Annotated in this window: 26 protein-coding genes; 19 read left to right on the top strand and 7 right to left on the bottom strand. The window is 62.8% G+C overall.

Translation table 11 applies throughout. The features are described 5' to 3' along the window. Positions 1-20 precede the first annotated feature (20 nt). The 3 genes from MLB1_RS13065 to MLB1_RS13075 all read left to right on the top strand — a co-directional run bounded on the left by MLB1_RS13065 (position 21) and on the right by MLB1_RS13075 (position 1738). The gene (locus MLB1_RS13065) at positions 21-401 is read left to right on the top strand and encodes a nuclear transport factor 2 family protein (protein WP_180750221.1); all 381 of its coding nucleotides are present in this window, start codon (positions 21-23) and stop codon (positions 399-401) included. A gap of 63 nt (positions 402-464) precedes the next feature. Next, complete coding sequence (locus tag MLB1_RS13070; RefSeq protein WP_180750222.1) at positions 465-929, top strand: SRPBCC family protein; 465 nt, start codon at positions 465-467, stop codon at positions 927-929. Further along, positions 926-1738, top strand: a complete 813-nt coding sequence (locus tag MLB1_RS13075; RefSeq protein WP_180750223.1) for an SDR family oxidoreductase — start codon at positions 926-928, stop codon at positions 1736-1738. Before MLB1_RS13070 ends, MLB1_RS13075 begins: the two co-directional genes overlap by 4 nt. A gap of 9 nt (positions 1739-1747) precedes the next feature. Here the strand turns inward: MLB1_RS13075 and MLB1_RS13080 are convergent, their stop codons facing one another. Beyond that, on the bottom strand, positions 1748-2359 hold the full coding sequence (locus MLB1_RS13080) for an FKBP-type peptidyl-prolyl cis-trans isomerase (protein ID WP_180750224.1): 612 nt from the start codon (positions 2357-2359) through the stop codon (positions 1748-1750). Between the two features lie 422 nt (positions 2360-2781). Here MLB1_RS13080 and MLB1_RS13085 point away from each other — a divergent pair, with 422 nt between their 5' ends. From MLB1_RS13085 to MLB1_RS13095, 3 genes are all read left to right on the top strand, one after another. Beyond that, complete coding sequence (locus MLB1_RS13085) at positions 2782-3693, top strand: hypothetical protein (protein ID WP_180750225.1); 912 nt, start codon at positions 2782-2784, stop codon at positions 3691-3693. A gap of 103 nt (positions 3694-3796) precedes the next feature. Then, positions 3797-4249 carry a TIGR03618 family F420-dependent PPOX class oxidoreductase gene (locus tag MLB1_RS13090; RefSeq protein WP_180750226.1) on the top strand — a complete coding sequence of 151 codons (453 nt, stop codon included), beginning with the start codon at positions 3797-3799 and terminating at the stop codon, positions 4247-4249. Between the two features lie 130 nt (positions 4250-4379). Further along, a complete protein-coding gene (locus MLB1_RS13095) occupies positions 4380-4607 on the top strand; it encodes a hypothetical protein (RefSeq protein WP_180750227.1) in 228 nt (75 codons plus the stop codon). A gap of 42 nt (positions 4608-4649) precedes the next feature. Here MLB1_RS13095 and MLB1_RS13100 read toward each other — a convergent pair whose 3' ends face one another. Continuing rightward, positions 4650-6392: a CocE/NonD family hydrolase gene (locus MLB1_RS13100; protein WP_180750228.1), complete on the bottom strand. Its 1743-nt coding sequence runs from the start codon at positions 6390-6392 to the stop codon at positions 4650-4652. A 119-nt stretch (positions 6393-6511) separates the two neighbouring features. Between MLB1_RS13100 and MLB1_RS13105 the strand changes: the two genes are divergently transcribed. The 4 genes from MLB1_RS13105 to MLB1_RS13120 all read left to right on the top strand — a co-directional run bounded on the left by MLB1_RS13105 (position 6512) and on the right by MLB1_RS13120 (position 10613). After that, a complete protein-coding gene (locus MLB1_RS13105; RefSeq protein ID WP_219602996.1) occupies positions 6512-7129 on the top strand; it encodes a TetR family transcriptional regulator in 618 nt (205 codons plus the stop codon). Positions 7130-7361: 232 nt separating this feature from the next. Next, on the top strand, positions 7362-8123 hold the full coding sequence (locus MLB1_RS13110; RefSeq protein ID WP_180750229.1) for an alpha/beta hydrolase: 762 nt from the start codon (positions 7362-7364) through the stop codon (positions 8121-8123). A gap of 244 nt (positions 8124-8367) precedes the next feature. Continuing rightward, a complete protein-coding gene (locus MLB1_RS13115; RefSeq protein ID WP_180750387.1) occupies positions 8368-9492 on the top strand; it encodes an acyl-CoA dehydrogenase family protein in 1125 nt (374 codons plus the stop codon). Then, on the top strand, positions 9492-10613 hold the full coding sequence (locus MLB1_RS13120) for a CaiB/BaiF CoA-transferase family protein (RefSeq protein ID WP_180750230.1): 1122 nt from the start codon (positions 9492-9494) through the stop codon (positions 10611-10613). Before MLB1_RS13115 ends, MLB1_RS13120 begins: the two co-directional genes overlap by 1 nt. Here the strand turns inward: MLB1_RS13120 and MLB1_RS13125 are convergent. Then, positions 10610-11602, bottom strand: coding sequence for an AraC family transcriptional regulator (locus MLB1_RS13125; RefSeq protein ID WP_180750231.1), 993 nt, complete (start codon positions 11600-11602; stop codon positions 10610-10612). The genes MLB1_RS13120 and MLB1_RS13125 overlap by 4 nt on opposite strands. Before the next feature lie 141 nt (positions 11603-11743). Here MLB1_RS13125 and MLB1_RS13130 point away from each other — a divergent pair, with 141 nt between their 5' ends. Genes MLB1_RS13130 through MLB1_RS13160 form a run of 7 tightly spaced genes read left to right on the top strand, consistent with a single transcriptional unit; the run spans position 11744 to position 18459 of the window. Further along, a complete protein-coding gene (locus MLB1_RS13130; RefSeq protein ID WP_180750232.1) occupies positions 11744-12598 on the top strand; it encodes a MaoC/PaaZ C-terminal domain-containing protein in 855 nt (284 codons plus the stop codon). A 13-nt stretch (positions 12599-12611) separates the two neighbouring features. Then, complete coding sequence (locus MLB1_RS13135; protein WP_180750233.1) at positions 12612-13811, top strand: lipid-transfer protein; 1200 nt, start codon at positions 12612-12614, stop codon at positions 13809-13811. Positions 13812-13858: 47 nt separating this feature from the next. Continuing rightward, a complete protein-coding gene (locus tag MLB1_RS13140; RefSeq protein ID WP_180750234.1) occupies positions 13859-14293 on the top strand; it encodes an SRPBCC family protein in 435 nt (144 codons plus the stop codon). A gap of 33 nt (positions 14294-14326) precedes the next feature. Next, on the top strand, positions 14327-15214 hold the full coding sequence (locus MLB1_RS13145; protein ID WP_180750235.1) for an SDR family oxidoreductase: 888 nt from the start codon (positions 14327-14329) through the stop codon (positions 15212-15214). 4 nt (positions 15215-15218) lie between these two features. Further along, a complete protein-coding gene (locus tag MLB1_RS13150; RefSeq protein ID WP_180750236.1) occupies positions 15219-16079 on the top strand; it encodes an alpha/beta hydrolase in 861 nt (286 codons plus the stop codon). An 8-nt stretch (positions 16080-16087) separates the two neighbouring features. Continuing rightward, the gene (locus MLB1_RS13155) at positions 16088-17626 is read left to right on the top strand and encodes an aldehyde dehydrogenase family protein (protein ID WP_255485842.1); all 1539 of its coding nucleotides are present in this window, start codon (positions 16088-16090) and stop codon (positions 17624-17626) included. Beyond that, positions 17623-18459, top strand: coding sequence for an SDR family oxidoreductase (locus MLB1_RS13160; protein ID WP_180750238.1), 837 nt, complete (start codon positions 17623-17625; stop codon positions 18457-18459). Before MLB1_RS13155 ends, MLB1_RS13160 begins: the two co-directional genes overlap by 4 nt. A gap of 215 nt (positions 18460-18674) precedes the next feature. Here the strand turns inward: MLB1_RS13160 and MLB1_RS13165 are convergent, their stop codons facing one another. Beyond that, on the bottom strand, positions 18675-19529 hold the full coding sequence (locus MLB1_RS13165; protein ID WP_180750239.1) for an alpha/beta fold hydrolase: 855 nt from the start codon (positions 19527-19529) through the stop codon (positions 18675-18677). Positions 19530-19554: 25 nt separating this feature from the next. Next, the gene (locus MLB1_RS13170) at positions 19555-20391 is read right to left on the bottom strand and encodes an alpha/beta fold hydrolase (protein ID WP_180750240.1); all 837 of its coding nucleotides are present in this window, start codon (positions 20389-20391) and stop codon (positions 19555-19557) included. Between the two features lie 116 nt (positions 20392-20507). On the opposite strand from MLB1_RS13170, the gene MLB1_RS13175 reads away from it, so the two are divergent. Together MLB1_RS13175 and MLB1_RS13180 are read left to right on the top strand one after the other, a co-directional pair. Next, positions 20508-21098: a TetR/AcrR family transcriptional regulator gene (locus MLB1_RS13175; RefSeq protein WP_180750241.1), complete on the top strand. Its 591-nt coding sequence runs from the start codon at positions 20508-20510 to the stop codon at positions 21096-21098. Between the two features lie 27 nt (positions 21099-21125). Further along, positions 21126-22127, top strand: a complete 1002-nt coding sequence (locus MLB1_RS13180; protein ID WP_180750242.1) for an NADP-dependent oxidoreductase — start codon at positions 21126-21128, stop codon at positions 22125-22127. A 96-nt stretch (positions 22128-22223) separates the two neighbouring features. On the opposite strand, the gene MLB1_RS13185 is transcribed toward MLB1_RS13180, so the two are convergent. Further along, a complete protein-coding gene (locus MLB1_RS13185; RefSeq protein WP_180750243.1) occupies positions 22224-23627 on the bottom strand; it encodes an aldehyde dehydrogenase family protein in 1404 nt (467 codons plus the stop codon). 170 nt (positions 23628-23797) lie between these two features. Next, on the bottom strand, positions 23798-25801 hold the full coding sequence (locus tag MLB1_RS13190) for a fatty acid desaturase (RefSeq protein WP_180750244.1): 2004 nt from the start codon (positions 25799-25801) through the stop codon (positions 23798-23800). Positions 25802-25865 lie beyond the last annotated feature (64 nt).

Here is a 25865-nt window from a genome sequence, read left to right on the forward strand (position 1 = left end):
AGCGGCGCTACTGTTCTAGCGTGGACGACGACAGCGTGCGCTCCGCACTGCAGCACCATTGGGCGGCTGCGGATGCCGATGACTTTGCGGGGGAACACCAGATCTACCGAGCTGATGCGGTGCTCGAGTATCCGCAGTCCGGCGAGCGCATCCGCGGCTTGCTCAACATTCAGGCGTCACGAGTCGCTCAACCAAACAAAAAGCGCTTCACAGTGCGGCGGATAGTAGGCGCAGGCGCTCTGTGGATCAGCGAACTTGTCCTGACCTACGACGAGCAACCGTTCTACGTGGTGAGCGTCATGGAGTTCGAGAGCGGGGAAGTGGTCCGCGAGACTCAGTACTTCGCCGAGACATTCGAGCCCGGGGCATCTCGCGCTCAGTGGGTCGAGCGAATGTACTGAGAGGTGGAGCCAGCGCACAGCGCATCGCCTCAAACACGCCTGCTGGTCTGTACCCTTCAGTGCATGAAGTCATCCCAGGTGGAAACGGTCGAGCGGATGATCGCGGCCGCCCCTGGGCCGATATTTGCTTTGCTTACAGACCCCAATCGGCATCGCGAATTCGATGGTTCCGGTGCGGTCCGTGCGGCCCGAGCCGACACCGGCCCCCTCGTCCTCGGCAGCACATTCAGCATGTCGATGAAGGCCGGCCTGCCCTATCGCATGACGAGCACGGTGGTCGAATATGAGAAGGACCGCAGGATTGCTTGGCAGACGCGCGGGCCGACAGCGCTCGGCAAGTACGTTGCGGGCCGGGTGTGGCGGTATGAACTCGAGCCCGTCGACGGCGGCACATTGGTGCGCGAGAGCTGGGATATATCAAGGGAATCCCCGCTTACCCGCCCGCTGATTAGCGGACTGGGGGCTCAGGCACGTCTCAACATGGAGGCAACCTTGGCCGGTATTGAAAAGCTGGTGGCGGATCGATGAGCTTGCCTGAACCCGTAGCTGGCCGCACGGCCGTGGTCACCGGCGCGTCGTCGGGAATTGGTTCGGCGATCGCGCGTGAACTCGCCTCTCGCGGTCATCACGTGACATTGGTGGCTCGGCGTGCCGAGAAACTACAGGAGCTTGCCTCAGAGATTTCCGCATCGGGCGGCCAAGCAGAAGTGCTGCCGACCGACCTCGCCGATCGCAATGCGAGGGCGGCACTGCACGGTCGTATCGTGAATCTCGGTGTGACACCTGACATCCTGGTCAACAACGCAGGGTTATCGACGCTTGGCGCCATCGCGGCGTCCGACCCCGATGCCGAGATGAACATGATCGAGGTCGATGCCGTTGCGGTCGCCGATCTGTGCAGCCGGTTCGTGCCGGGCATGGTCGAGCGGCATCGCGGTGCAATCCTCAACGTCGCCTCAACCGGCGCGTTTCAGCCCCTGCCCGGGCAGGCAGGCTACGGCGCATGCAAGGCATTCGTACTCTCGTACACCCAGAGCCTGTACGGCGAGTTGCTCGGGACCGGCGTCACCGCGACGGTGCTATGCCCGGGACCCGTTCACACAGGATTTGGAGAAGCCGCCGGTTTCTCCAAGGAGGACGCCGAGGCTGCCTTGCCTCCGGTCATGTGGGTCGACGTCAAGGACGTGGCACGCGCAGGGGTCGAGGGTCTCGATAAGGGTCAGATGATTGTGATCCCCGGTGTGGCTAACCGAGCCGCAGCGCTTCTCTCGCGGTTTGTGCCCAACCGCTTGCTAGTGCCCATGCTCGCTCGGCAACACCCCGCGCTGCGCCGCTGAATACCGCGCTCAGCTCGAGGCGCTGAGGATCTTGATCGCGAAGATGAGCGTGTCACCCTTTTGGATTCCGGCGCTGGGCTGACCGTTCGGGTAGCCGTCGGCGGAGGCCATTGCGACGGCGACGGTGGACCCGACCTTCTGTCCGGCGATGGCCTTCTGGAAACCGGGCACGACGCCGTCGAGCGGAAACTCGGCCGGTGTGCCCCGCTCATAGCTGCTGTCGAACACTGTCCCGTCACGCCCGTCGACGCCCATGTAGCAGACGGAAACCGTTGCGGTGTCTGCGATGACCGGTCCGTCACCGGCCTTCAGTGTGTGCACCTGGGTAGTGGTCACGCTGAACGGTGCCTCCACCTTGACCTGTGGCGCCGTGTTATCCGTCGATCCGGTGACCGCCACGCTGCCGGTTGCCCCGGGCAGCGTCCAGTCAACTGCACCATTCGCCGGCGCTGCCGTCGGACACCCGCTGGCGGCGGTGGGGGAGGACGTGGCCACTTCCGCGCCGGAGGGCGAGCTTGCCGAGGAAGTCTTCGTATCGGAGCCGCAGGCGGCGAGCGTCATGACGAATGGCGCCGCACAGGCGAGGAGCACTGCGGAATAGGACACGCGGGAGGAGTTCACGGTCGCCACGCTACAGCCGCGTCATACACCCGGCCGCAGTAACCTTCCTCGCCGCCTGGGCTCGGACTGGACATGCTGTTCTCAGCGAGGTCTCAGTGCCTCATCGGCAGTCTTGCATCATGTCCAACACATACCCCGCCTGCAATCATCGGAAGTTGCCCTGCGGGAATAGGATCGGGTCAGCCGCGGAGCAGAAGGTCAGCGGCAGGGAGAAGATAATCAGCGACAACCGCATGATCATTGAGTCTGTGATGGCCTGTGGCGTAGCGACAGCAGTCGTCACGGTCCTCGGTTTGGTTGTTGAATCGGTTCTTTTGTAGTCGCTGACGGGGAGCGGTTGCACTTCCCGGGGCGGTGCCGCCTGGACTCGGTAAATACAATCGAGCAATGCCGACACCCGACCCCCATGACGCGTCAGTCCCATGCTGATCGGCATCATGGCGGCGCTGCTCGCGTGCGCCGGGTACGGGACCGCGTCGGTGCTACAGGGCTACGGTGCACGTGAATCCGCAGCGGAGGTTCACGGACCGCCGGGAAACGGCGGCCCGACGCTGAGGTCGACCGTCGCCGCCATGCTGACTCCCGCGTTCATTGCCGGTATGGCTCTCGATGTCGTCGGGTTCGCGGGCACCCTGGTTTCAGCGCGGTTGATTCCGCTGTTTCTCTCGCAGACGATCATGAGTGCCAACCTGGTGGTCACCGCGGTGCTCGGCATAGCGGTGCTGGGCGTGAGGCTGCACCGACGGGACTGGCTGGCGATCTCCGCCGTCCTGCTGTCGTTGTGTGTGCTGGGCGTAACCGCAGGCCATCGCGGCGCGGACGCCGCGGTGTCGGCCGTTCACTGGGGCGTGCTGCTGACGTCGGTGGCTGTGCTGGTCATCGGCATCGGTCTTATTCGCTTGCTCGGGACCCGTGCCGCGATCCCGGCCGGGTTGTCGGCAGGCATTCTGTACGGGGCAATGTCTGTCGCCGTGCGGGTGGTGGACGGGATTGATCCGGTGCGTATCAAGGTGCTGCTCGCCGATCCCGCGGCCTACGCCGTGATCATCGCGGGAGTGGGCGGCTTCTACCTGTTCACCGTTGCGCTACAGGTTGGTTCGGTCACCGGTGCCGCGGCGGCGTTGGTTGTCGGCGAGACGGTAGTGCCTGGCGTCGCCGGGGTCGTGCTACTGGGTGACACTGCACGCCCTGGGCTGGGCTGGCTGGTTGCCTTGGCATTCCTCGTCGCGGTCATCTCAGCAGTGGCCGTCGCCGCGTTCGGCGCCGTCGAGCACACACAGTCCGCGGCGACGGAGAGCGGGCTCGCTGAACCGGTGGGACCCACCGAGAAGTAGACCCGTGCACCGGAACGGACCTCCGCCACGATGCCTGCCAGTGGAAATCTCTAAGGTTGGATGGGTGACTACTCGCAGGGGAGTAGTGAAAGGAGTTTCGATCGTGACCGACTTTTCCCGGTTCACCGAACTGCTGGACCGCGATCACGGGCTCTGCGTGGTGAACACGATCCGAGGCGATGGCAGTGTCCAATCGTCTGTGGTCAATGCAGGCGTCATGCCACACCCACGAACCGCCGATCCGGTCGTTGCGCTGGTCGCCGCCGGCGGCACCCGAAAGCTGAGCAATCTGCGCGCAGATCCTCGAATCACCATCGTCGCCCAGGCCGGATGGCAGTGGGCGACCGTCGAGGGAACCGCCGAGATTATCGGCCCGGACGACCCGCATGCCGGTGTGGACAGCGAGACCCTACGGCTATTGCTACGCAGCATCTTTCAAGCCGCAGGCGGGACGCATGAAGACTGGGATACCTACGACCGCGTCATGGCCGAGGAACGACGGGCCGCCGTACTCGTCGCGCCTCACCGCTTCTATTCCAACCCTACGACTGGTTAGCCCAGACAAGAAGAGCGTTGACGCGCTCATCGAAGAAGAAGATGCCTCTGACCAGTGTGTATCTGCGATTCGGGTGCTAAAGTCACTATCGAGTCCGACGGCCCTCGCCTCCAGGAAGGGGGTGCAGACAATGCGTCATAGCGCGTGTGCCGCAGCGATATTGGCGGTAACAGCGATCGCGGTAGCCGGGGCCGCACCGGCCCGCGCCGAGCCTAACTGCCAGTTCTCTGGGGGGCTAGGCCCCGATTCGGCGTGCACGCAAGGACCCGACGATGACGACGTCACTGCGCCATGGATGTGGCCCGGCGACGACGAATTCGGAATCGGGTTTGGCGGCCCCGGTTTTGGCCGACGCTAAGCGCTGTCTCCTGTTATCGCGACGCCGCTAAGGGCTAGCGCCTCATCGGGCTTGGACGGGCAGTTGAAGGTACGAAGCGTGTGATCCGCCGGTATGGATGACGTGCTGGCCGCTGTTTTGTGGGACGTATTCGCGGTTCCCCGGCATCATCGAGCCGAATAGGTTCTGGGCGCTGACAATGAGCCGCAGTTGCTGGCCCGGGTGAAAGGCCAGACCGAGCGGGGACAGTTCGACCTGGATCTCGGCAACCTCACCGGGTAACAGTTTCTCGACCCGGTCGAACGTGTGAGCTGGGACCTCGTCGGTGGATAGCACCCCATCCAAGTGACGCATCGACACACGCAGGCGGCCCTGAGATCCCTTGTACCGCAATATCGAAGCTCCACGTTCGGTGACATCGTGCATCCTCGCACTTTGGTTGGGCACGGTGAATGACTGCAACGGTGTTCCATGCGCATCCAACTTCTGGACGAAGACGAACAGGTCCATGTCATCGGCACCCTTGGCTTCGACATAGAGCTGCGCCTTGGGATAGCCAACCAACACGGTCTCCTCATCGAAGCGGACGACAAAGGACACCCAACCTGGGTTGGCCTGCGCACCGTATGTCACGGTCACCTCGTCCGCGGGCGCTTCGGTGCGGAGCGCGCGCGCCTGCCCGTCCAGGTAGTACTTGGTGGGGGACACACTTTCGGGAGGGAAGTGCCCGGCCGGGACGTTCACCCGGTCGCCGCCTTCAAGGTCTAGAACGGCATACCGCACGCGCGGGGTGTGCTCCCAGCCGTTGTTCTCACCCTTGAGGAAGTGATCGAAAAACCGACGCAGGTCGTCCCGATTTGCCTCGTCGTAGTAGTCGGGCCACTCCTGGCTGTTGTGGACGCGCAGCCACTTCTGCTCCGACTCGATCCGCCGCCAGGCTCGGAACGTGCCAATCGTATGCAATGTGTTCGAATAGCTTGCAACCACGTACGCCGGTATCGCGATACGGTCGAGGTGAGGAATCTTGTTCTCCCACAGTCTATTCATCGTCGGGTAACACTCGGCCTCGGCGAGGATGTCCTCTTTGCGACCCTTGCCCCAGAACGCACTCTCCTGGAGCATCTCCGCAAAGCCGGTGTCCGGCATGCCGCCGCGCATCACCAGATCGCGATAGGTGTCACTCACGCCTTCCCAGGGGTTGATCGCAGCCAGGTGCGGGGGCCGTTCGGCTGCCGTAAACCATTGCGAGGCAGCCAGATACGATGTTCCGCTCATCGCAACCTTACTGTTGCACCAGTCCTGGACACCCAACCACTCGATCAGGTCGTAGCCGTCACGCCCTTCCTGTCGATCCCATAGAACACTGTCACCCTCAGAATTGAAAGTGCCCCGCATATCCGGATTGCAGATCGCGTAGCCCTGCGCGCACCAATAGGCGGGATCAGGACCCTCGAACTTGTGTAGCCCCGACACGATTCCGTCGTCCAGGCCGACCAACTGGAACACGCCCCTTGCACTAGTGGAGCTGCCCTGCCCCTTGCCGTACGGACTCCACGCCACGATGACGGGCACCTTCGCGGAGCCGGCCGGGCGGAACACGTCGACGTAGATGCGTGCTCCGTCTCGCAGGGTGACTGCGACGTCCTTCTCGAACACGATGTCGACAGGCAGGGCTCTGAACGCGGGCGCGAGCCGAAAGCCGGCCGGCAGAGTTCGGATGCCAGGTTCGAACCCGCTGAACACCCCGTACCTGTCACCCGATTCCAGCGGATGCGAAGGCACAAACATCAAGTCTTCGGTATCCATATACGTTCCCTTCCAAGAGTCTTCGCGGCACGGCTGGAACTCGCAAAGCCCACCGTACGGCGCGTAGGCTCGTATATCAACAGTTGTTTATATATGTTCCGCCGAGCTAGACTTCGGCGGTGACCATCGATGCATCCGCACAGGTCGAACGTCCGCGGCGCGGCCGTCGGCCGGGGCCGACCGAAACCCGACACACGGTGTTGGCGGCGGCCCGGATCCGCTTCGCGCGCGACGGCTACGCCAGTGCAACGATCCGCAAGATAGCCGCGGACGCCGGCGTGGACGCCTCTCTGATCATGCAGCTCTTCCAATCTAAGGAAGCCCTGTTTGCCGAGGTCATGTCGATAACCCCGAGCGCCCTCGCACTATTCGCGGAGGCCTTCAGAGGTCCACGAGTCCGGATCGGGGAGCGGGTAACTCGAGCATTCTTCGAGATATGGGAGGGCGATCCGCTCAATTCCGAGCCGCTGCTGGCCATGCTCCGTGGCGCCACCACGACCGAGCAAGCTACCCGGCAACTGCGCGAGTTCATCGAGGCGCGCCTGCTGACCGAAGTCCGGCTCGAGCTGCCAGACGACGGCACGGCACAGCTCCGGGTCGGCCTGGCTTCCTCGATGCTTGTGGGCGTGATGTTCGGTCGGCGGTTAGTCCAGGTGCCCACGCTGGCCCAAACGAACACCGACACACTTGTAGCGCTCATCGCGCCGGCCGTGCAAACCATCCTGGCCGGTGGCTAAATACTGAGCCTCACGGGCGAGTTCGTTTACTGATGGGGTTATGTGGTCAGGAAAATCGGTGGACGGGATTCAGATCGGATTGATAGCGTGCGCGAGACCGTGACATCACGCGAGGAGGTGAGACCCATGAACGCAGTAACCATGTGGGTGCTCCCGCTCGTGTTCACAGTCGGGCGATAGACGTAGGTGTCGCCGGGAGCGCCTGAACAAGGCAATCCCGAAAGGCAACACCATGCAATTCACCTCTGAGACATCGTCGAACGGTGTCATCGAACGAAGCTTCATTCTGGACGAGATCACAGGCGTGCTCTGGTCACCGGCATTCGAAACAATCGGCTCACCACTGCTGCTGGCGGGGCACGGCGGCGGCATGCACAAGAAGGCGCCGGGGCTGGTCGCCGCTGCACTCCACAGCGTGGCCACCCATGGGTTCACCGTCGCCGCCATCGACGCGCCCGGACACGGCGACCGGCCTCGAACCCTTCAGGATCAACAGTGGGCCAAGGCGATCCATCAGGCCCGGGCGGCAGCCGAGCCGATCGCCCCGATCGTCATCGACTACAACATATCGCTGGCGAAGCGTGCGGTGCCGGAATGGCAGGCGACCCTCGACGCCCTGCAGGCGCTGCCCGAGATCGGTGTCGAAGCGCCGATCGGCTACGGCGGCGTGTCCTTGGGTGTGGTGACCGGGCTGATGTTGACGACGATCGAATCCCGGATTGCGGCCGTGAGCTTCGGTGGAGTCTTCGTCCACGACGCCCTGATCGAAGCTGCAGGAAGGATCACCGTCCCGGTCGAGTACCGGATTCCTTGGGACGACAAGGAATTCGACCGCACATCCGGGGTCGCGTTATTCGACGCCTTCGCCTCGAAGGAGAAGACGTTGCACGCCTACTCCGGCAAGCACTACCCGGTGCCCGAATACGAGCGCGACAGCTCGGCTCGGTTCTTCGCTCGCCACCTCGGCCGGGCCGCCGACACGGCTTCGGACTGACGCGAACGGGTGGCAGCGTCCGGTGATGGTCCCCGCAACTGCCGGGGTTAGGCGTGAAGCTTTCGACAACCCTGAGCACAGTCGGCAGCGCTCGCGCTGAGGCGCTGCGCGGTCGGGTGCGTGAGCAGTCCTGTCAAACTTGTGGGCGTCGCGGTCATTGGCCACGTGAGCAGCTCGCCATAGCGTCGGTGGAACCAAATACCGACGAAGGAGTTCTGCTGTGGCGTTGCATCGCTCACCCTGGATGGACAAGGATCTGGACGCGCTTGCCGAGCTGGCGCGGCGCTTCTTCGAAAAGGAATGCACGCCGAACGAGCAGCGCTGGGGCCAGCAGCAGTCTGTCGACCGCGACGTCTGGACGCGCGCCGGCGAACTGGGCCTGCTGTGCTTGAGCATTCCCGAGGAGTACGGCGGTGGCGGGGGAACCTTCGCCCACGATGCGGTCGTTGCGATCGAGCAGATCCGCGCCATGGCACCGAGTTTCGGCGGCCTACTGCACAGTGCCATCATCGCGCACTACATCGGCTCCTACGGCACCGAGGAGCAGAAGCAGACGTGGCTGCCGAAGATGGCCTCGGGTGAGGTCGTCAGTGCGATCGCGATGACCGAGCCCGGAACCGGTTCAGATCTGCAGGCGATCAGGACGAAGGCTGTCAAGGATGGCGACGACTATCTGATCAGCGGCGCGAAGACCTTCATTTCCAACGGGCACCTCGCCGATCTGGTCGTCGTGGCGGCGAAGACCGACCTAGACAGCAACGGTGTGGACAGTGTGTCGCTGATCCTCGTGGAGACCGATCGCGAAGGATTCCGGCGGGGACGCAATCTGGACAAGATCGGCCAGCACGGCCAGGACACCTGTGAACTGTTTTTCGACGAGGTCCGGGTGCCGCAATCGAATCTGGTGGGCGCGTTCGAGGGTCTCGGGTTCATCCAGTTGATGCAGCAGTTGCCGCAGGAGCGCCTGGTACTTGCTGTCGCCGCGGCCGCGGCGATCGAGGTGACGGTCGACGTCACCCTCGCGTACACCAAGGAGCGGGAAGCCTTTGGCCGGCCAATCTTCAAGTTCCAGAACACGCAGTTCGTGCTCGCCGAGAGCGACACCATCAAGTCCGTCGCGTGGAGCTTCCTGGATGATTGCATCATCAAACATCTCGCGGGTGAGCTGGATGTGCCGATGGCCGCGAAAGCGAAATGGTGGCTTACCGAGCAGCAATGCCGGGTGGCCGACGAATGCCTGCAGCTGTTCGGCGGGTACGGGTACATGCAGGAGTATCCGATCTCCAGGCTCTATACCGATGCGCGCATTCAGAAGGTATACGGCGGCACCAACGAGATCATGAAGACGATCATCGCGAAGTCCCTCTGATGGGGCCGCTCGCAGGAGTCAAGGTCGTCGAAATCGCCAGCCTGGCGCCAGCGCCGTTCGGGTGCATGGTGCTCGCCGATCTGGGGGCCGACGTGTTGCGCGTCGAGCGTGCCGGCGCACCCGGTGACGGACTCGCCCCGCCGGACGGTCCGCTCGACCGAGGCAAACGCACCGTCAAGCTGAACCTAAAAGACCCTGATGACGTGGAAGCGCTGTGTGCGCTGGTAGAGCACGCCGACGTTTTCGTCGAAGGATTCCGACCCGGGGTGGCTGAGCGCCTTGGTATCGGACCTGCAGATCTGGAGAGCCGCAACCCACGCCTGATCTACGGCCGGATGACTGGCTGGGGCCAGCAGGGCCCGCTGTCCAGCACCGCTGGGCACGACATCAATTACATAGCACTAACCGGCACCCTCGATCTCATTGGACGCTCGGGTGAGCGCCCGATACCACCGGGCAACATTATCGGCGACTTCGCCGGTGGCGGAATGCTATTGGCTCTTGGCGTGGTGTCTGCGTTGTACGAGCGTGGGCAGTCCGGCAGAGGACAGATCATCGATGCTGCGATGGTGGACGGTGCCTCGCTGTACACCGCGTTCATGCACGGAATGCATGCGGTCGGCTTGTGGAACCAGCCCCGCGGGGAGAACGCACTGGACGGTGGCGCACCGTTCTACGACACCTACGAATGCGCGGACGGTCGCTATCTCGCCGTCGGGTGTGTGGAATTTCCTTTCTATGTAGAACTTTTGGCTGCGCTCGGCATCGACGATCCGGACTTGCCGTTCCAGATGGACGCGTCCGGATGGGCACAGCTCAAAGAGGTGATTGGGGCGAAGATCAAGGAACGCACGCGTGACGAGTGGGCCGTAGTATTCGCAAACTCCGACGCCTGCGTGACACCGGTGTTGAGCCCCTGGGAGGCACACGAACACGAGCACAACCAGGCTCGTGAGGCATTCATTGAGGTCGCGGGGATACGCCAGCCGGCCCCCGCGCCGCGGTTCAGTCGCACCCCGGCGGCCCATCCCCAACCACAGACCGCGGACTCGTCGGCAGTCGCTAAGCTGCTGTCCGACTGGGGGATTGCCGAGAATCAGATAGGGCGGCTAACCAGTTAGTGCTGGTAGGACCCGGGCGGGCTGCCGGTCCAACGACGGAAGGCGCGAGAGAAGGCGCTGGGCTCGGAGAATCCGAGCCGCCGCGAGAGCGCGGCGACCGTCTCCTCACTGCGCACCAGGCTGGTAATCGCCGCGTCCCGCAGGATCTCTTCTTTGATCTCCCGCGGAGACGTGCCCTCGTCGCGGAGCTTGCGGCGCAATGTTTGTGGGCTCATCGCCAGTTGGGTGGCGATCTCGTCGAAGCTCAACCAGTTTCCCGTCAGCCCCTGTGCAAGCAGCGTACGTACCTGGCTGGCTGTCGACGTCGCGTAGCTGCGATAGGTGAGCACGCTCGCAGGCGCGTCACGAAGATAGTTCTCCAATGAACCTTCGTCTCGGACGATAGGCGCCGACAGGTGATCTCTGTCGAACACCAGTGCCGGCCGGTCAGCCGAAAAGATCACGGGAACTCCGAATATGAGGTCATAGTCATCGACCTCTACACGCTCTGTGTAGGGAACCTCGACCCGGTGCAGCGGTATCCGCTTCCCGATGGCCCACCCAATGAACCGGTGCACTGTGGCGAGCAGGGTATCGATCAGAAGATCGACCGGCTGCTCAATACCGCTGATATCGACCGACAGCCGGGCGATGTCGCCCTGGACCGTGAGCTCGACGGGCGGGATTCCAGGCACCGCCCGGTTGACGTCCTCGAACCGCTGCATGGCAGCACCGAGATCCGGCGCGCTGATGAGGGCGTAACAGAGAAGCCGAAACGTGCCGCGGGGGACCGGGGTGAGTCCGAGTCCCAGTAGTTCGTCGTCTGTTTGGCGCCATAGCTCCCGGAACAGGACGCCGGCTTGATCCATCGTCACCCGAGAGCGGCCCTCTACCAGCAGCGTCGGCGAGACCCCAGCGGTGTCCAGCATCGCCTCAACGTCCCAGCCATGGCGCAACGCCAGTCCGGCGAAGGCCTGAACCCGCTGGATCGGGAGCGTATATGCGGTCATCGCATCGACAGGAGGCACATAGATGAAACTACCGTGCCGACGCGAGCAGTTCGGTCAAGAAGGCGAGAACTTCGGTCATCGCCTCGCAGATCTCGACCACATAGCGTCTTAACCAGATTCGATGCTGCGCAAGGAGAATGCATGGTCAACCACAATGGATTCAATCTCGACCGCCTCGGTCAGTGGACCGGTGAACAGGAATTCAAGGTCGAGCGGGAACAAACAATTGCCTATGCCCAGGCAACAAACGATCCGATCGCCGCCCATCTGGACGGCACCTATGCACCACCGGTGTTCGCGGTCGTACCAGTCACCGCGATGATGGCCGACGCGACCATGAGCGTGGTCCCCGACGAACTGATGATGCGGATCCTGCACGGTGAACATGACTTCCGCATTCACCGACCGATCGAGCCGGGCGAGATCCTGACGGTACGTGCGAAGCCGATCGGTATCGAGGGCAAGGATTCTGGCGTTGTCGTCACGAGCCTGATGGAAACCCGCAGCGACCGCGGCGATCTGGTGAACGAGCAGTACTTTATCGGCTTCTTCCGTGGCGGCTCGTTCGACGGCACCGCGGGGGAGAGAAGCCCTGAACACAGCTTCGACGCGTCGCTGCGTGACAACGAGCCGGCTTTCAGCGCGGTCCAAACGTTTGACGAGGACCAGACGTTCCGCTACAGCGAACCGGCGGGCGATCCGATGCCAATCCACCTCGATGATGACTTCGCGAAGGCAATGGGATTGCCGGGCATCATCATTCACGGCCTGTGCACGATCGCGTTCACTTCGCATGCCCTGCTGTCGCAGTTGTCCCCGGATGATCCGGCCAGTCTGAAGCGGCTCGCCGTGCGGCTCAGTAAGCCCGCGCGGCCTAACGAAACGATCACCAGCACGTTCTGGAACACACGTGAGGGCACCTACGCGTTCGAAACCTCTGGTGACGAGAAACCCGGGAAATTCGTCATCACTGACGGCTTGGCCGAATTCACCTAGAAAGGCAAAAATTATGAGTAACAAGGTATTTGTGGTCGGCGTCGGCATGACCAAGTTCGAGAAGCCCGGACGGCGCGAGGGCTGGGATTACCCGGCGATGACGCGGGAATCGGGCACCAAAGCGCTCGATGACGCAGGAATCGCGTACGACCTGATAGAGCAGGCCTACGCGGGTTACTGCTACGGCGAATCGTGTTCCGGGCACCGCGCGGTGTACGGCCTCGGCCTGACCGGCATCCCGGTGTTCAACGTGAACAGCAACTGTTCAACCGGTTCAAGCGCGCTATTCCTTGCCGCACAAGCGATTCGCGGTGGACTTGCGGACTGCACGCTGGCGATCGGATTTGAGAAGATGCAGCCGGGTTCGCTCGGCTCCACATACGACGACCGCGAGCAGCCGATGCAGCAGCATCTGGCGGCAATGGCCGAACTTCAGGAATTCGCATTCCCCGTCGCGCCATGGATGTTCGGTGCGGCAGGCGTGGAACACAACCAGAAATACGGTTCCACTCCCGAGCATTTTGCGCGGATCGCGGTCAAAAACCACAACCATTCGGTGAACAACCCATACTCGCAGTTCCGGGACGTGTACACCGAGGAAGAGATCGCGGGCGCCAAGATGATCTACGCCCCGGCCCAGCTCACCCGCCCGATGTGCTCGCCAACCTCCGACGGCTCCGGCGCGGCGGTCCTCGCCAGCGAGGCATTCGTCGAGAAGCACAACCTTGCGGCGCAGGCAGTCGAGATCGTCGGTCAGGCGCTGGTTACGGATGTGCCGGGGACGTTCGAATCGGGCAGCATGGCAACCCTCGTCGGCGCCGGTATGAGCCGTACTGCGGCGAATCGCGTATACGAGCAGGCGCAGATCACCCCGGACGACATCGATGTAATCGAACTGCATGACTGCTTCGCACCCAACGAGCTGCTCACCTATGAGGCGCTCGGCCTCGCAGCGGAGGGGGAGGGCCACAAGCTCATCGACAACGGTGACACCACCTACGGCGGTCGCTGGGTCGTCAACCCGTCCGGTGGTCTCATCTCCAAGGGGCATCCCTTGGGTGCGACCGGTCTTGCGCAGTGCGCCGAACTGACCTGGCAATTGCGCGGCACCGCGGACAAGCGTCAGGTCGACGGTGCGAAGGTTGCGCTGCAACACAATATCGGTCTCGGCGGATCCGCCGTCGTAACCGCGTACCGGCCCGCCAACCGCTGAATTCTGTTATCCGGCAATTGTTTCCTACCAAAGAGGAGTAATGCATCATGGCTAAGGCCAACGTGTCCAAAGAAATCGCCGCACCGCAAGAAAAGGTGTGGGCAACCATTTCCGATCCCGCGCGTTTCGCGGAGTGGCTGACTGTCCACACCAAGTGGAAGGAAGCCCCACCAGCACAGTTATCCAAGGGGGCAACCATGAGTGAAATTCTCACGATCATGGGCATGGCGAACACCATCACGTTCACCGTCGACGAGTTCGACGCCCCGAGCAGCACCAAGTTCTCGGGCACCGGCATGGCCGGCGCGAAGATCAGCTTCAAGCTGACGGTCGAACCCAAGGGTGACGACGCCTCCATCGCGACTGTCGATGCCGAGTTCATCAGTCAGATGATGGTCGGCGCCATCGGTGGAGCGATCGAACGCGCATCGACGAAGGAACTCAACGAGTCCCTCGACAAACTCGCCGCCCTCGTCTCCTGACATCCGATCATTCACTCTGAGAAGGAAACTCATATGGGTTCAATGAAGAACCGTGTCGCGGTCGTCACCGGTGCCGGCCGCGGCATCGGGCGAGAGCACGCGTTACTGCTCGCCGAGCTGGGCGCGAGCGTCGTTGTCAACGATCTCGGCGGCTCCAACGAGGGCGCCGGTACCGATGTCGGCCCCGCGCAGGAAGTCGCAAGCGAGATCGTGGCTGCCGGCGGTAAGGCCGTGGCCAATACCGACAACATTGCAACCTGGGACGGTGCGAAGGCACTTGTCGAACAGGCAATTTCGGAGTTCGGTGGACTCGACATCGTGGTCAACAACGCAGGCATCCTGCGTGACGGCTTCATCGCGGCGATGGAAGAATCGCAGTGGGACAGCGTCATTGGGGTGCACTTGAAGGGGCATTTCGCGGTACTGCGGCACGCCGCCGGGTACTGGAAGGATCAGTCGAAGGCGGGCAAGCCCGTCAACGCCTCCGTGATCAACACCGCATCCGCGTCGGGCACCTTCCTCACGAACGCGGGTCAGGCGAACTACGGCGCCGCCAAGGCCGGTATCGCGGCGATCACCCAGGTCGCCGCCCTGGAGCTCGAGCGCTACGGCGTGCGGGTGAACGCCATCGCCCCCGTCGCGCGAACTCGCCTGACCCTGGCGACTCCGGGCATGAGCGCGATCTTCGCCGAAGAGGTTCCCGAGGGTGAGTTCGATGCGTTCAGCCCGGCCAACATCGCGCCGATCGTCGCCTACCTGGCAGACGAGAAGTGTCCGCTGACCGGCAAGGTTCTCGCCGTCCAGGGCGGTGCCATCACCCTGCTCACGGGCTGGACATCCAAAGAAACCGTCGAGACCGAAGGTCCGTGGCTGCTCGACGAGCTGCCCAACCAGCTGGATCATTGGGCGGCTGAGGGCTGAACGCATGATCAATGAGCGACGCGCTGTCCACGCCAGTGTGAGCACACGCGAACTGTTCGTCGAAGGGGAGGGGCCGACCGTCGTGCTTCTGCACGGGTTTTCCCACTCCGCAGATGCATGGCGGCCGGTCCTGAATCGGTTCGCCGAAGCCCGGCAGGCCGCCGTCGCGGTCGACCTGCCAGGCTTCGGTGCCGCCGGCCCGGCTCGGCCGGGCGCGTGGCTGCCGCAGGGGGACCGCTTCGTCGGGGAGGCGATCGCACGGCATGGTCAACACGCTCCGGTCGTCGTGATCGGCAACTCGCTCGGCTCCTTCCTGACCGTCCGCGCCGCGGCCTCACCCCTGCGGCTTCCGATCCGCGGCATTGTGCCCACGGCCACTCCAGGCATGGGGTGGACGCGGTTGGTCCGGGCAGGCCTCGCCGGGAACGTTCGCTTTCTCCTACGGGCGGCGACTGTCTGTGCTCCCCGGTTCATTCGGTCTCGCGGCGCCGACACGATCGTCGGTCACCTGATCTACGGGGACCGGGCGGCGCTGGACATGACCTTGGTGCGCACCCTCAGTTCGCAGTTGCACAGTCGTCACGGCGCCCGCGAACTGCTCACACAGGCACTTCATATGAAGGCCGAAGTCGACGCCGAACCAACGATCAACGGTATCTCCTGTCCTACGGTGATCGTGCACGGTGGCCGGGATCGACTTGTGGCACTCGCATCGAGTGAGGGCTGGCACCAAGTGATTCCGCACAGCCGACTGGTGGTGCTCAAGCGGGCGGGACACTGTCCGCAACTGGACGCACCCGATGTGATCGTGGGCTTCGCGCGCGGCCTGACCGCGGTTGCACACAACGAATCCAGACCTGCATGAAGGAGCTCATGGCGCAGACCGCGGTCAACGTCTACAACCCTGCCGACGGCAGGCTCGTCGGCAGGGTTGTAGACGAGACTCGGGAATCGGTTGCCGAGAAAGCGCGTACGCTGCGCGGAGCCCAACCCGGATGGGAAGCGTTGGGACACAAGGTCCGTGCCTACTGGCTCTTCGAGTTACAGACCTGGCTACTCGACCACTCAGCGCATATCGCCGATGTTCTGCAATCCGAAACCGGGAAGCCGCGCGCTGAAGCCGAACTCGAGGTGCCGGCGTGGGTCGATCTGATCAACTACTTCGCGCGCAACACGGGCAAGTTCCTGGCAGACGTGCGGCCGCGGCCGCACGGCCCGCTGGGCTGGACCAAAAAGCTCACGACCACGTTCCGGCCGTATCAGCTGGTTGGCGTGATCACTCCGTGGAATTTTCCACTCGGCATGGCCGCAATGGACATCCCGCCCGCACTCATGGCCGGTGCTGCCGTGCTACTGAAGCCGTCTGAGGTCACTCCGCTCAGCGCTCTTGAACTCGCTCGCGGCTGGGACGAGATCGGCGCACCAAAGGTTTTCGCCGTTGCCACCGGCAGCGGTGATACCGGCAGCGGTGATACCGGTGGGGCAGTGGTCGACGCTGTCGACTACGTACAGTTCACCGGCTCGACGCGGACCGGGCAAGCTGTCGCGCGGCAATGCGTCGACCAACTGAAGCCATACAGCCTTGAACTCGGTGGCAAGGATCCTGCGCTGGTTCTGGCCGACGCCGACATCGACCGCGCCGCGCACGGCATCGCTTGGGGAGCATTGTTCAACGCCGGCCAGGTCTGCGTGTCGATCGAGCGTGTGTACGTCGAAGCTCCTGTCTATGACGAGTTCGTCACGAAGCTCACGCAGCGTGTCGGCGAACTGCGTCAGGGTCAGGACGATCGAGGCTTCGGCTTCGATATCGGGCCCATGGCGAACATGGACCAGCGTGACATCGTCCAGCGCCATGTCGAGGAGGCAGTGGCGGCTGGTGCGCGGGCGACCGTCGGCGGTAACCCCACTGGCATCGGCGCCTTTTTTCAGCCGACAGTGCTCGTCGACGTGGACCAGTCGATGTCCTGCATCCAGGAAGAAACATTCGGCCCGACGATCCCGGTGATCAAGGTCGCCGATGCGGATGAAGCGATTCGACTCGCGAATGACTCACGCTACGGATTATCGGCATCGGTGTGGACGCGAGATAGCGCCCAGGGGCAGCGAGTAGCGCGTCGACTCGACGCCGGTGCGGTCAATATCAACGATGCCGTCGCGAACTTGTTCAGTTTCGCGCTGCCGATGGGCGGTTGGAAGCAGTCCGGTATCGGGTCGCGGTGGGGCGGTAATGCAGGCGTTCGCAAGTACTGCCGCCAGACCGCCATCACCGAGCCACGCCTGCCACCGGTGATCAATGAGCCCATGTGGTTTCCGTATTCCAAGGCCCGGATTCGGTTCGTCTTCGGTGCCATGCGTGCCGTCGGCGCGCGCGGCCTGCGCCGGTTCGGTCTACCAAAGGAGAAGGACAGATGACGAATAGATCAAATCTCCTGCACGGCAAGGTGATCGCAATCACCGGCGGGGCTCGCGGTATCGGATTCGCGACCGCTTCGGCCTTGCGCGCGCTTGGCGCTCGGGTGGCCATCGGTGACGTCGACGAGACGGCGGTCAAGCAGTCGGGTAGCGATATCGACGTGTTCGCATCCAGGCTGGACGTAACCGATCTCGGGTCGTTCACGTCGTTCCTCGACGAGGTGGAACGTGAACTCGGTCCACTCGACGTGCTGATCAACAATGCGGGCATCATGCCAGTGGGCAGGCTCGTCGACGAGCCCGATGCGGTGACCCGGCGAATCCTGGACATAAATACGTATGGGGTGATTATCGGGACGAAACTCGCTGCGCAGCGGATGGTTCCGCGCACATCGGGACACGTGATCAACGTGGCCTCGCTGGCCGGCGAGACATACACGGCCGGGCTCGCCACCTACTGTGCAAGCAAGTACGCGGTGGTCGGTTTCACCGACGCGATGCGCGTTGAGAATCGGACGACGGGGGTGCATTTCTCGACGGTACTGCCGTCGTTCGTCAACACCGAACTGACCTCGGGCACAACAGGTATCAAGGGCGTTAAGAACGCTGAGCCCAGTGATATCGCAAGCGCCATTGTTGATCTCATCATCGCGCCACGGCCGAAGGTGCGAGTTACCCGGTTGGCCGGCGCACTGGTGGCCTCGCAAAAGTTCATGCCGCGCGTCGTGGCGGAAAAATTGAACAGACTCTTCGGCGGTGAGCACGTATTCACCGACAAGGTCGACAACGTGCAGCGCAAGGCATACGAAGACCGTGCCCGCGGTGAACTATAAAGGCAGTAGCTCGATCTCGATGAACACCGTGGCCACTGTTGTCTTGGCAGCCTCTTGCTTAGGGTTCGGTGCCGTCAGTTTGCGACAGTGAACCGTTCGCGACGGTGCACCGGGTGCTCCCACCGCCACGGCGAATAGCTGGTTGCCGTTGATCCAAACTGGGGTAATTCCCTTCCGTTTTCGTCAGCTGACTTTGTCGCTGAGAGGCCGCCCGGTCAGCTGTCCAGGAATTGGATTGCGGCAGGGGTGAACTCGCGGTTGTACTGAAAGATCCCGCCGTGGCCGGAGTTAGGGTAGATGGTGAGTTTCGAGTCGGCGATCCGGCGGTGCATATCTTCGGAGAGTGTCGTGGGGACCATCCGGTCGTTGTCGCCGTTCGCGATGAACGTCGGCTGAGTGATCGACGACAGGTCGGCGGGAGTTGAACGCCCCCAACGTTTGATCGCTTTGAGTTGGGTTCGGAAGGCCTTCACTGTGATCGGCGCGTCTCGATCGTCAGTGCGTTCTTTGAGGCGCTCGACGAATGCCCCTGCGGCGCGTTTCCCGATCCCGTCGCGGTTGAAGAACAGAAACTCTTTGGGGTCCACCCGGGTGAGGGTGGCACGCATCATGTCGTAGTAGGTGGTCCCAGCGACCTTGTCGATACCCTTTCCACCTGCGGGTCCGGTCCCGGCGAGGATCAGCTTGCGGACGAGTTCGGGATGTTTCAGCACGAGCGCTTGGGCGATCATGCCGCCGAGCGAGAAGGCGAAGACGTCGATGGTGTCGAAGCCGAGTGTTCTGATGAACGTGTAGGCGTCGTCGGCCATCGATTCAATAGTGTCGGGCACGGTGCCGGTGGTGGCGCCGATGCCGCGGTTGTCGAAGGCGATGACGTGATGCTGCTGCGCGATCGGGTCGATGATCCGGGGATCCCAGTTGTCCAGCGTGGCGGCGAGGTGGACGAAGAAGATGACGGGAACCCCACCCTTCGGCCCTAATTCGCGGTAGGCATATGCCACGCCTGAAGCGGTGACCGTGCGAGTTGGCGCTTGGACGTACGACGTGATGACGGTGTGATTGGTGTTCATTTTGTGCTCCTAGTGGTGTTGGCGTTCAGTGCTCGGCGAGAAATGCCAGTGCGTCGGGTACGAAGGTTCGGTGATGCTGGAACACTCCGCCGTGGCCGGAGTTGGGATAGATCTTCAGCAGTGCGTTCGGCAGTCGCCGTGCCATGTCGGTGGAGTGGCTGCTGTCGACCATGAGGTCGCGGTCACCGTTGGCGACGAGGACGGGCTGGGCGATGACCGACAGGTCATCGGGCTGGCTTAGCCCGGCGTGCCGGATGGCTTTGAGCTGAGCGATGCGGGCCCGGGCCGAGATTCGTTTGTCCCGATGCAGGGTGCGTTCTTTGAGCCGGTGCAGGTAGTCCGATGCAGCGCGTTTGCCCTCGACAGTGCGGGGAAAGAACAGAAAGTTTCTGGGGTCGCTGAACGTGAGTGCCGCTTTCAGATAGGCGATTCCGACGATGGTTGCCATTTTGTCGATGCCGCCGGCGCCGCGAGGGCCGGTGCCGGCAAGGATCATGCGCCGCACGAGTTCTGGCGCCTGGAGAGCGACCATCTGCGCGACACCGCCGCCGAGTGAGAACCCGAAGAGATCAACACGTTCTAGGCCTAGTGCGCGTATGAAGCCGATCGCGTCAGTGCCCATCTGTTCGACCGTGGCCGGCACCGACCCGCCGGTGGCGCCGACACCGCGATTGTCGAAGGCAATCACACGGTGATACGCGGCGATGCCATCAAGGACGCGCGGGTCCCAATCATCGAGGACCGCGGTCAAGTGGTGCAGGAAAATCACCGGAACATCTGAGCTGGAGCCGAATTCGCGGTATGCGAACTCGACACCGTCGACGTTGATCTTGCGAGTCGGAGTGTCTTTCCAGGTCGCCATCTCATGTCCTTCCTCGCCGTTGACACCATTGGCATACGATCGTACTATTATGACTGTAAGTTAATTGGATATGATCCGCAAGGACGAGCTTCAGGTGACGACGGAGGAGACAAGCTGTGGCGAGATACGACGCGGAGCACAAAGCCGACACTCGACGTCGGATCATCGAGACGGCTAGCGGGCGCTTCAAGCAGGACGGCATCGATGGTTCCGGTATCGCGACACTGATGTCCGATGCGGGCCTGACGAACGGCGCGTTCTACGCACACTTCGAGTCCAAAAACGATCTGGTCGCCAAGGTGATCGCTGACCAATTAGGCGGCCAGCGTGCCGTCCTGGCGTCACTACCTAGGGGCCAGGCAGCAGTGGAGGAATTCGTGCGCGAGTACCTCGCGCCACATCACCGCGATAATCCGGGCATGGGCTGTCCGTCGGCCGCATTACTCGACGAGATTGGCCGCTGCGATGACGCGATCCGCGATTCCTACACCGCCGGAATCCAATCCGTCGTCGACGTAATCGCGACGCACTTGTCTTCGTACGACCCACCCGCCGCCCGAACCAGGGCACTAGGACTGATCACGGTCCTCGTCGCCACGCTGCAACTCGCGCGCGCCGTCTCCGACCGGAAACTCTCCGACGAAGTTCTTGATGCAGGCATCCGCAATGCGCAGATCATCCTGAACGGTGAGCAGTCTCTTCAGTAAAGCCCCTCTTAGGCAAGGAAAGACCATATGAAGGCATTCGTCGTCGCTCGATACGGCAAGAACGAGGTCCACGCCGCGGACGTACCTGAGCCGAGCGTTGGCGACAATGACGTTCTAGTTCGGGTCGGCGCGGCCGGCATCAACCCACTGGACATCATGGTCCGTAACGGTGAGTTCAAGCAGCTCCTCAAGTACAAGACACCCTTCGTGCTCGGCCACGACGTTGCTGGTGTGATCGTCCAGGTTGGTGCGGGCGTCCGCGACTTCACCGTCGGCGATGAGGTCTATGCACGCCCACGCGATCTTCATATCGGGACGTTTGCCGAGTACATCGCCATCGACCACGAGGATGTCGCGCTTAAGCCGGCCACCCTGTCCGTGTATGAGGCCGCCGCGGTCCCGTTGGTCGCGCTGGCCGCCTGGCAGATCCTGGTCGAGCAGGCACACGTCAAGCCCGGGCAGAAGGTTCTCGTCCACGCCGGGGCTGGGGGACTGGGGTCCACCGTCATCCAGCTCGCCAAGCATCTCGGTGCGCACGTGGCCACCACCGCCAACGGCGCCAGAGCGGAGCTGGTCCGCGACCTCGGCGCCGACGTCGTCATCGACTACACCACGCAGGACTTTTCCCAGATCCTGTCCGGCTACGACCTAGTACTCGACTCGGTCGGTGGCGAGAACCTCATGAAATCGCTCACCGTGCTCAAGCCCGGGGGCCTGGCGATCAGTGTCACTGGCCCGCCCGACGCTGGATTCGCCAAGCAACTCGGCGCACCCAAACCTTTCGAGTTCGTGCTGTCGTTCCTGAGTCGCAAGGTCCGCAGAGTCGCCAGGAAGCTCAGCGTCCGCTACTTGTTTTTCTTCATGCAGGCCAGTGGCACACAGCTTCGCGAGCTCGCCGCGCTTTATGACGCCGGTCACTTGCGGCCGGTCCTCGACTCAACCTTCGCCTTCGACCAGACAATCGAAGCGCTCGCCTACGTCGAGAACGGCAAAGCCAAAGCCGGAAAAGTCGTTGTCACGCTCGACTGACGAGCCCGTGCCGAGGTGCGTCCAGTGAGTCACTGAGCGGCGCGGTCGATCGGATCCTCGCTATGCCGAGCCACCAACACCGAATTCAGCGGCCTCTTAGAGGATCTTGCGTAGGATCTTCAGCGTCCGCTCGCTATACGGGGGATAGATCAGCTGTAGGTCCGGGCGGAAGGTCTTACGTAGCACCGATTTCCTGTGACTGAGTGCTTCGAATCCCCAGCGGCCGTGGTAGGCGCCCATCCCACTGGCGCCGACACCGCCAAACGGCAGCTGCCGCACCAGGCAGTGCATCGCAACATGATTGATCACCGCACCGCCGGACGGAATCTCGTCTACCAGACGCTCACCCACCGCTGCCGATTTCGTAAAATAGTACCCGGCAAGCGGTTTCGGTCGGGAGTTCACGAACGAAATCGCGTCGTCGAGGCTTTCGTACGCCAGCACCGGCAGGATGGGTCCGAAGATTTCCTCCTGCATGACCGCATCACCGAGATCCGGGTCGACGATCACGGTCGGCTCGATCGACAAAGTCGCCTCGGTGACCCGTCCGCCCGTCGCGATCTTGCCGCGAGTCTGCGCGAGATAGGCTGCCAGCCTGGCAAATTGGCGCTCGTTAACGATCCGGCGGCCGTCTGCGCCCCCCGCCCGCTCGAACTGCTCGATTACCGCAACGATCTTGTCCACCAGCTGATCGCGGATACGGTAATCGGCCAGCACGTAGTCCGGCGCGATGCAGGTCTGCCCCGAGTTCGCGCACTTGACCCAGGCGATCCGGCGGGCCGCGATGTCCAGATCGGCATCAGCAGTCACAATCACCGGGCTTTTACCGCCCAGTTCCAGAGTCACCGGAGTCAGCGTCGCCGCAGCGGCGGCCATGATCTTCTTTCCGATTTCGGGGCCGCCGGTGAACAGTACGTGGTCAAAACCCTGCGCCAGCAGCTCCTGGGTGACCAGGGCGTCGCCCTCGACCACGACGACCGCCTCGGAGTCCAGGTATTCGGGAACCAACCGTGCCAGCAGGGCCGACGTGGCCGGTGCCAGCTCGGAGGGCTTGAGCACCGCGCAGTTGCCCGCGGCCAACGCAGCCACCAGCGGCGAAAGAGTCAGGTACACCGGGTAATTCCACGGGCCGATGATAAGAATGGCCCCGAGCGGCTCGTACTGCACCCAGGCCGAACCCGGATACTGCACCAGCGAAAGCGACTGTCGCCGCCGGCGCATCCACCGGCGCAGGTGTTTCAGCGCGAACGCGGCCTCACCCCTGGTGGACGATATGTCGCCGATCCAGGTTTCAGCCCGGCTGCGTCCAAGATCACTAGCCAGCGCGGCGGCGATTTGATCCTCCTGCTCGTCCAGCAGCCGAATCAGGTTCCGCAGCTGCTTCTCACGCCAAGCGCGGTCTCGGGTCCGGCCTGAGGCGAACTCGCGGCGAACCCGTGCCACGGCATCGGGAATGTCGGGCAAATTGGAGACCACTGGTGCAGTAGTCGGTGTAGACATCTGTTTACCTCCGAGAAGTTCCGTGCCGCCTTGGGCGACCGATCAGCCCGTGTTGAATGAGTTGTTCCACGCCCGCGGTGCTGGCACGAAAGTGTTTGTCGTGCAGGATGTGCCGTCAATTTGGTGTGCGAGCAGGACCTCTAGGTGGCGGCGCCAATGCATGTGTTGGCTCAGCTGTCGTAGTCGACTGCGACCGTTGCCGTGGTGGGATGGGACTGGCAGGTCAGTACGAAACCCGCCTTGATCTCGGCTGTGTTGAGTGCAAAATTCTGCTCCATCGATACTGCGCCCCATGTGATCTTGGCTTTGCACGTGCCACACGCGCCGCCAAGACAGGCATACGGCGCATCAATGTTGTTTTTCAGTGCGGATTCGAGAACGGTTTCACCAGCGGCGAGTTGCACGGTGTGGTCCGCCCCGGACACGGTGATGGTCACTTCTGAATTGGGGAAGTCATCGAGGTGTGTGGGTCGGTTCGTGGCACGGAACAGTTCAAGGTGTATCTGCTCGGTCGGCACTTCTTTGGATGTGAGCCCGCGGCGCATTGTGGTAACGAGATCGCCAGGGCCGCACAGGTACCACCGATCGATTGAAGTGAGATCGCGGGCAAGCAGTCGTTGAACCATCGCCAGGTCGATATGGCCGCGAAGGGGAGCGGGGTGATGCGCGTCGGCGGAGCGGATGTGGAAGATGCGTAGCCGGTCTGCGTATCGTGATTCGAGCTCATCGAGTTCGATGGCGAACATGGTCGACTCAGCGGTTCGGTTGCCGTAGAACAGTGTGAAGCGGCTCTCGGTCTCGATCTCCATCGTGGTGCGCAGGAGCGACAGGACGGGCGTAATACCGCTGCCCGCCGCTACGGCGACGTATTCGCGCCGAGCCAGTGGATCAAGAGGTGCACCGAAGCTGCCCGTGGGTGTCATCAGCTCCAGGACGTCACCGACTCTCAGTGTTTCCACCGCGAAGGTCGAGAACATCCCACCTGCGACATGCCGCACTGCGATCGCGAGTTCACCCGATGTGGCCGAGACGCAAATCGAGTAGTTTCGCCGCACCTCCCGGCCGCCGATGCGATGTCGAACGGTCAGATGTTGTCCCGCCTGGAATTGAAACTGATCGCTGAGGTGATCGGGAACGTCGAAGGTGACTTTGACGCTGTCCGGTGTCAGGGGCTCAACGCTTTTGACGGAGATCGGGTGGGTGCTGGCATGGCGTGCCTCCGAAGGCCGCGGCATTCGGACTGGGAGCAGCGCAGCGAGTTTGCCGTTGAGACGTTTCCACTCGCGGTACTGCGTGGCGTCGAGCTGCTGCCCGAAGACGGTGCTGATCGCCGAATCCCGCTCGAGGTAGGCGGCCTCGTTGCGTCGCCAGGCTGCGACGTAGCGGTAGAAGGGCACCGAGGGGTGCAGGTGGTGGACTAGGTGGTAGTTCTGCGACAACAGCAGCGGTGTCAGGATCCACTCGGAGCCGACGCGGTTGCGGGTCGCGCGATAGCGGTTCTCGCGCTGGGTGTCCTTCAGGTCGTGGTGGGGTAGCCAGTCGAACCACCATGCCAGCACAAACATGGCGACCCGCTCGGGAATCAGGTAGATCACCGCGAGCATCCACAGATGCCCGGCAAAGGCGGCCGACACGATCACCGCCACCGACAAAATCATCAAGGCCCCGGTTTCGAGAATCTCAGCGCGTGGGCGCCGCCGCACATGACGCACCAGAAAACTGATGTACGGCAAGTCCATCGCAGGGAAGCGGATGGGCAACTGCCACCAGGGCGCGGAGCTGACGAAGTGATCGGGATCAGACGCACCGTCATTGGTGTTGCGGTGGTGCTCGATATGGATGAACGCGAACGACTTGAACGAGATCAAAGGCGAGACGAAGAACATCGCCACGCGGCCAAAGGCGACATTGACCCAGCGATGCGAGCTGATCGAATAGTGCGAGGCGTCGTGCAACACCGTGAACAGGACGAAGATGGCCGCAGAACTCGCGGCGACGGTCACGATCACCGGCAAAGCCTCGGTGAGGACAGCCCAGGTTGACGCGCCGAAAACCGCCAACGCGAATGTGAAGATGCCAACTATCGGCCAGGACAGCGCCGGTACCTGCTCGCCCGAATCAGGCAAGGCATAGTGCGGGGCCGCCACCGGGAGTTCGGGCTGTTGAGTCGTCATCGACTGCTCCTTCGCGCTTTGGGATGCCTCGCAACCTACAAACAGCCGGTGTCCGTCAACAAGA

The sequence above is a fragment of the Mycobacteroides sp. LB1 genome, assembly GCF_013449725.1.
In the GTDB taxonomy this organism is placed as follows: Bacteria; Actinomycetota; Actinomycetes; order Mycobacteriales; family Mycobacteriaceae; genus Mycobacterium.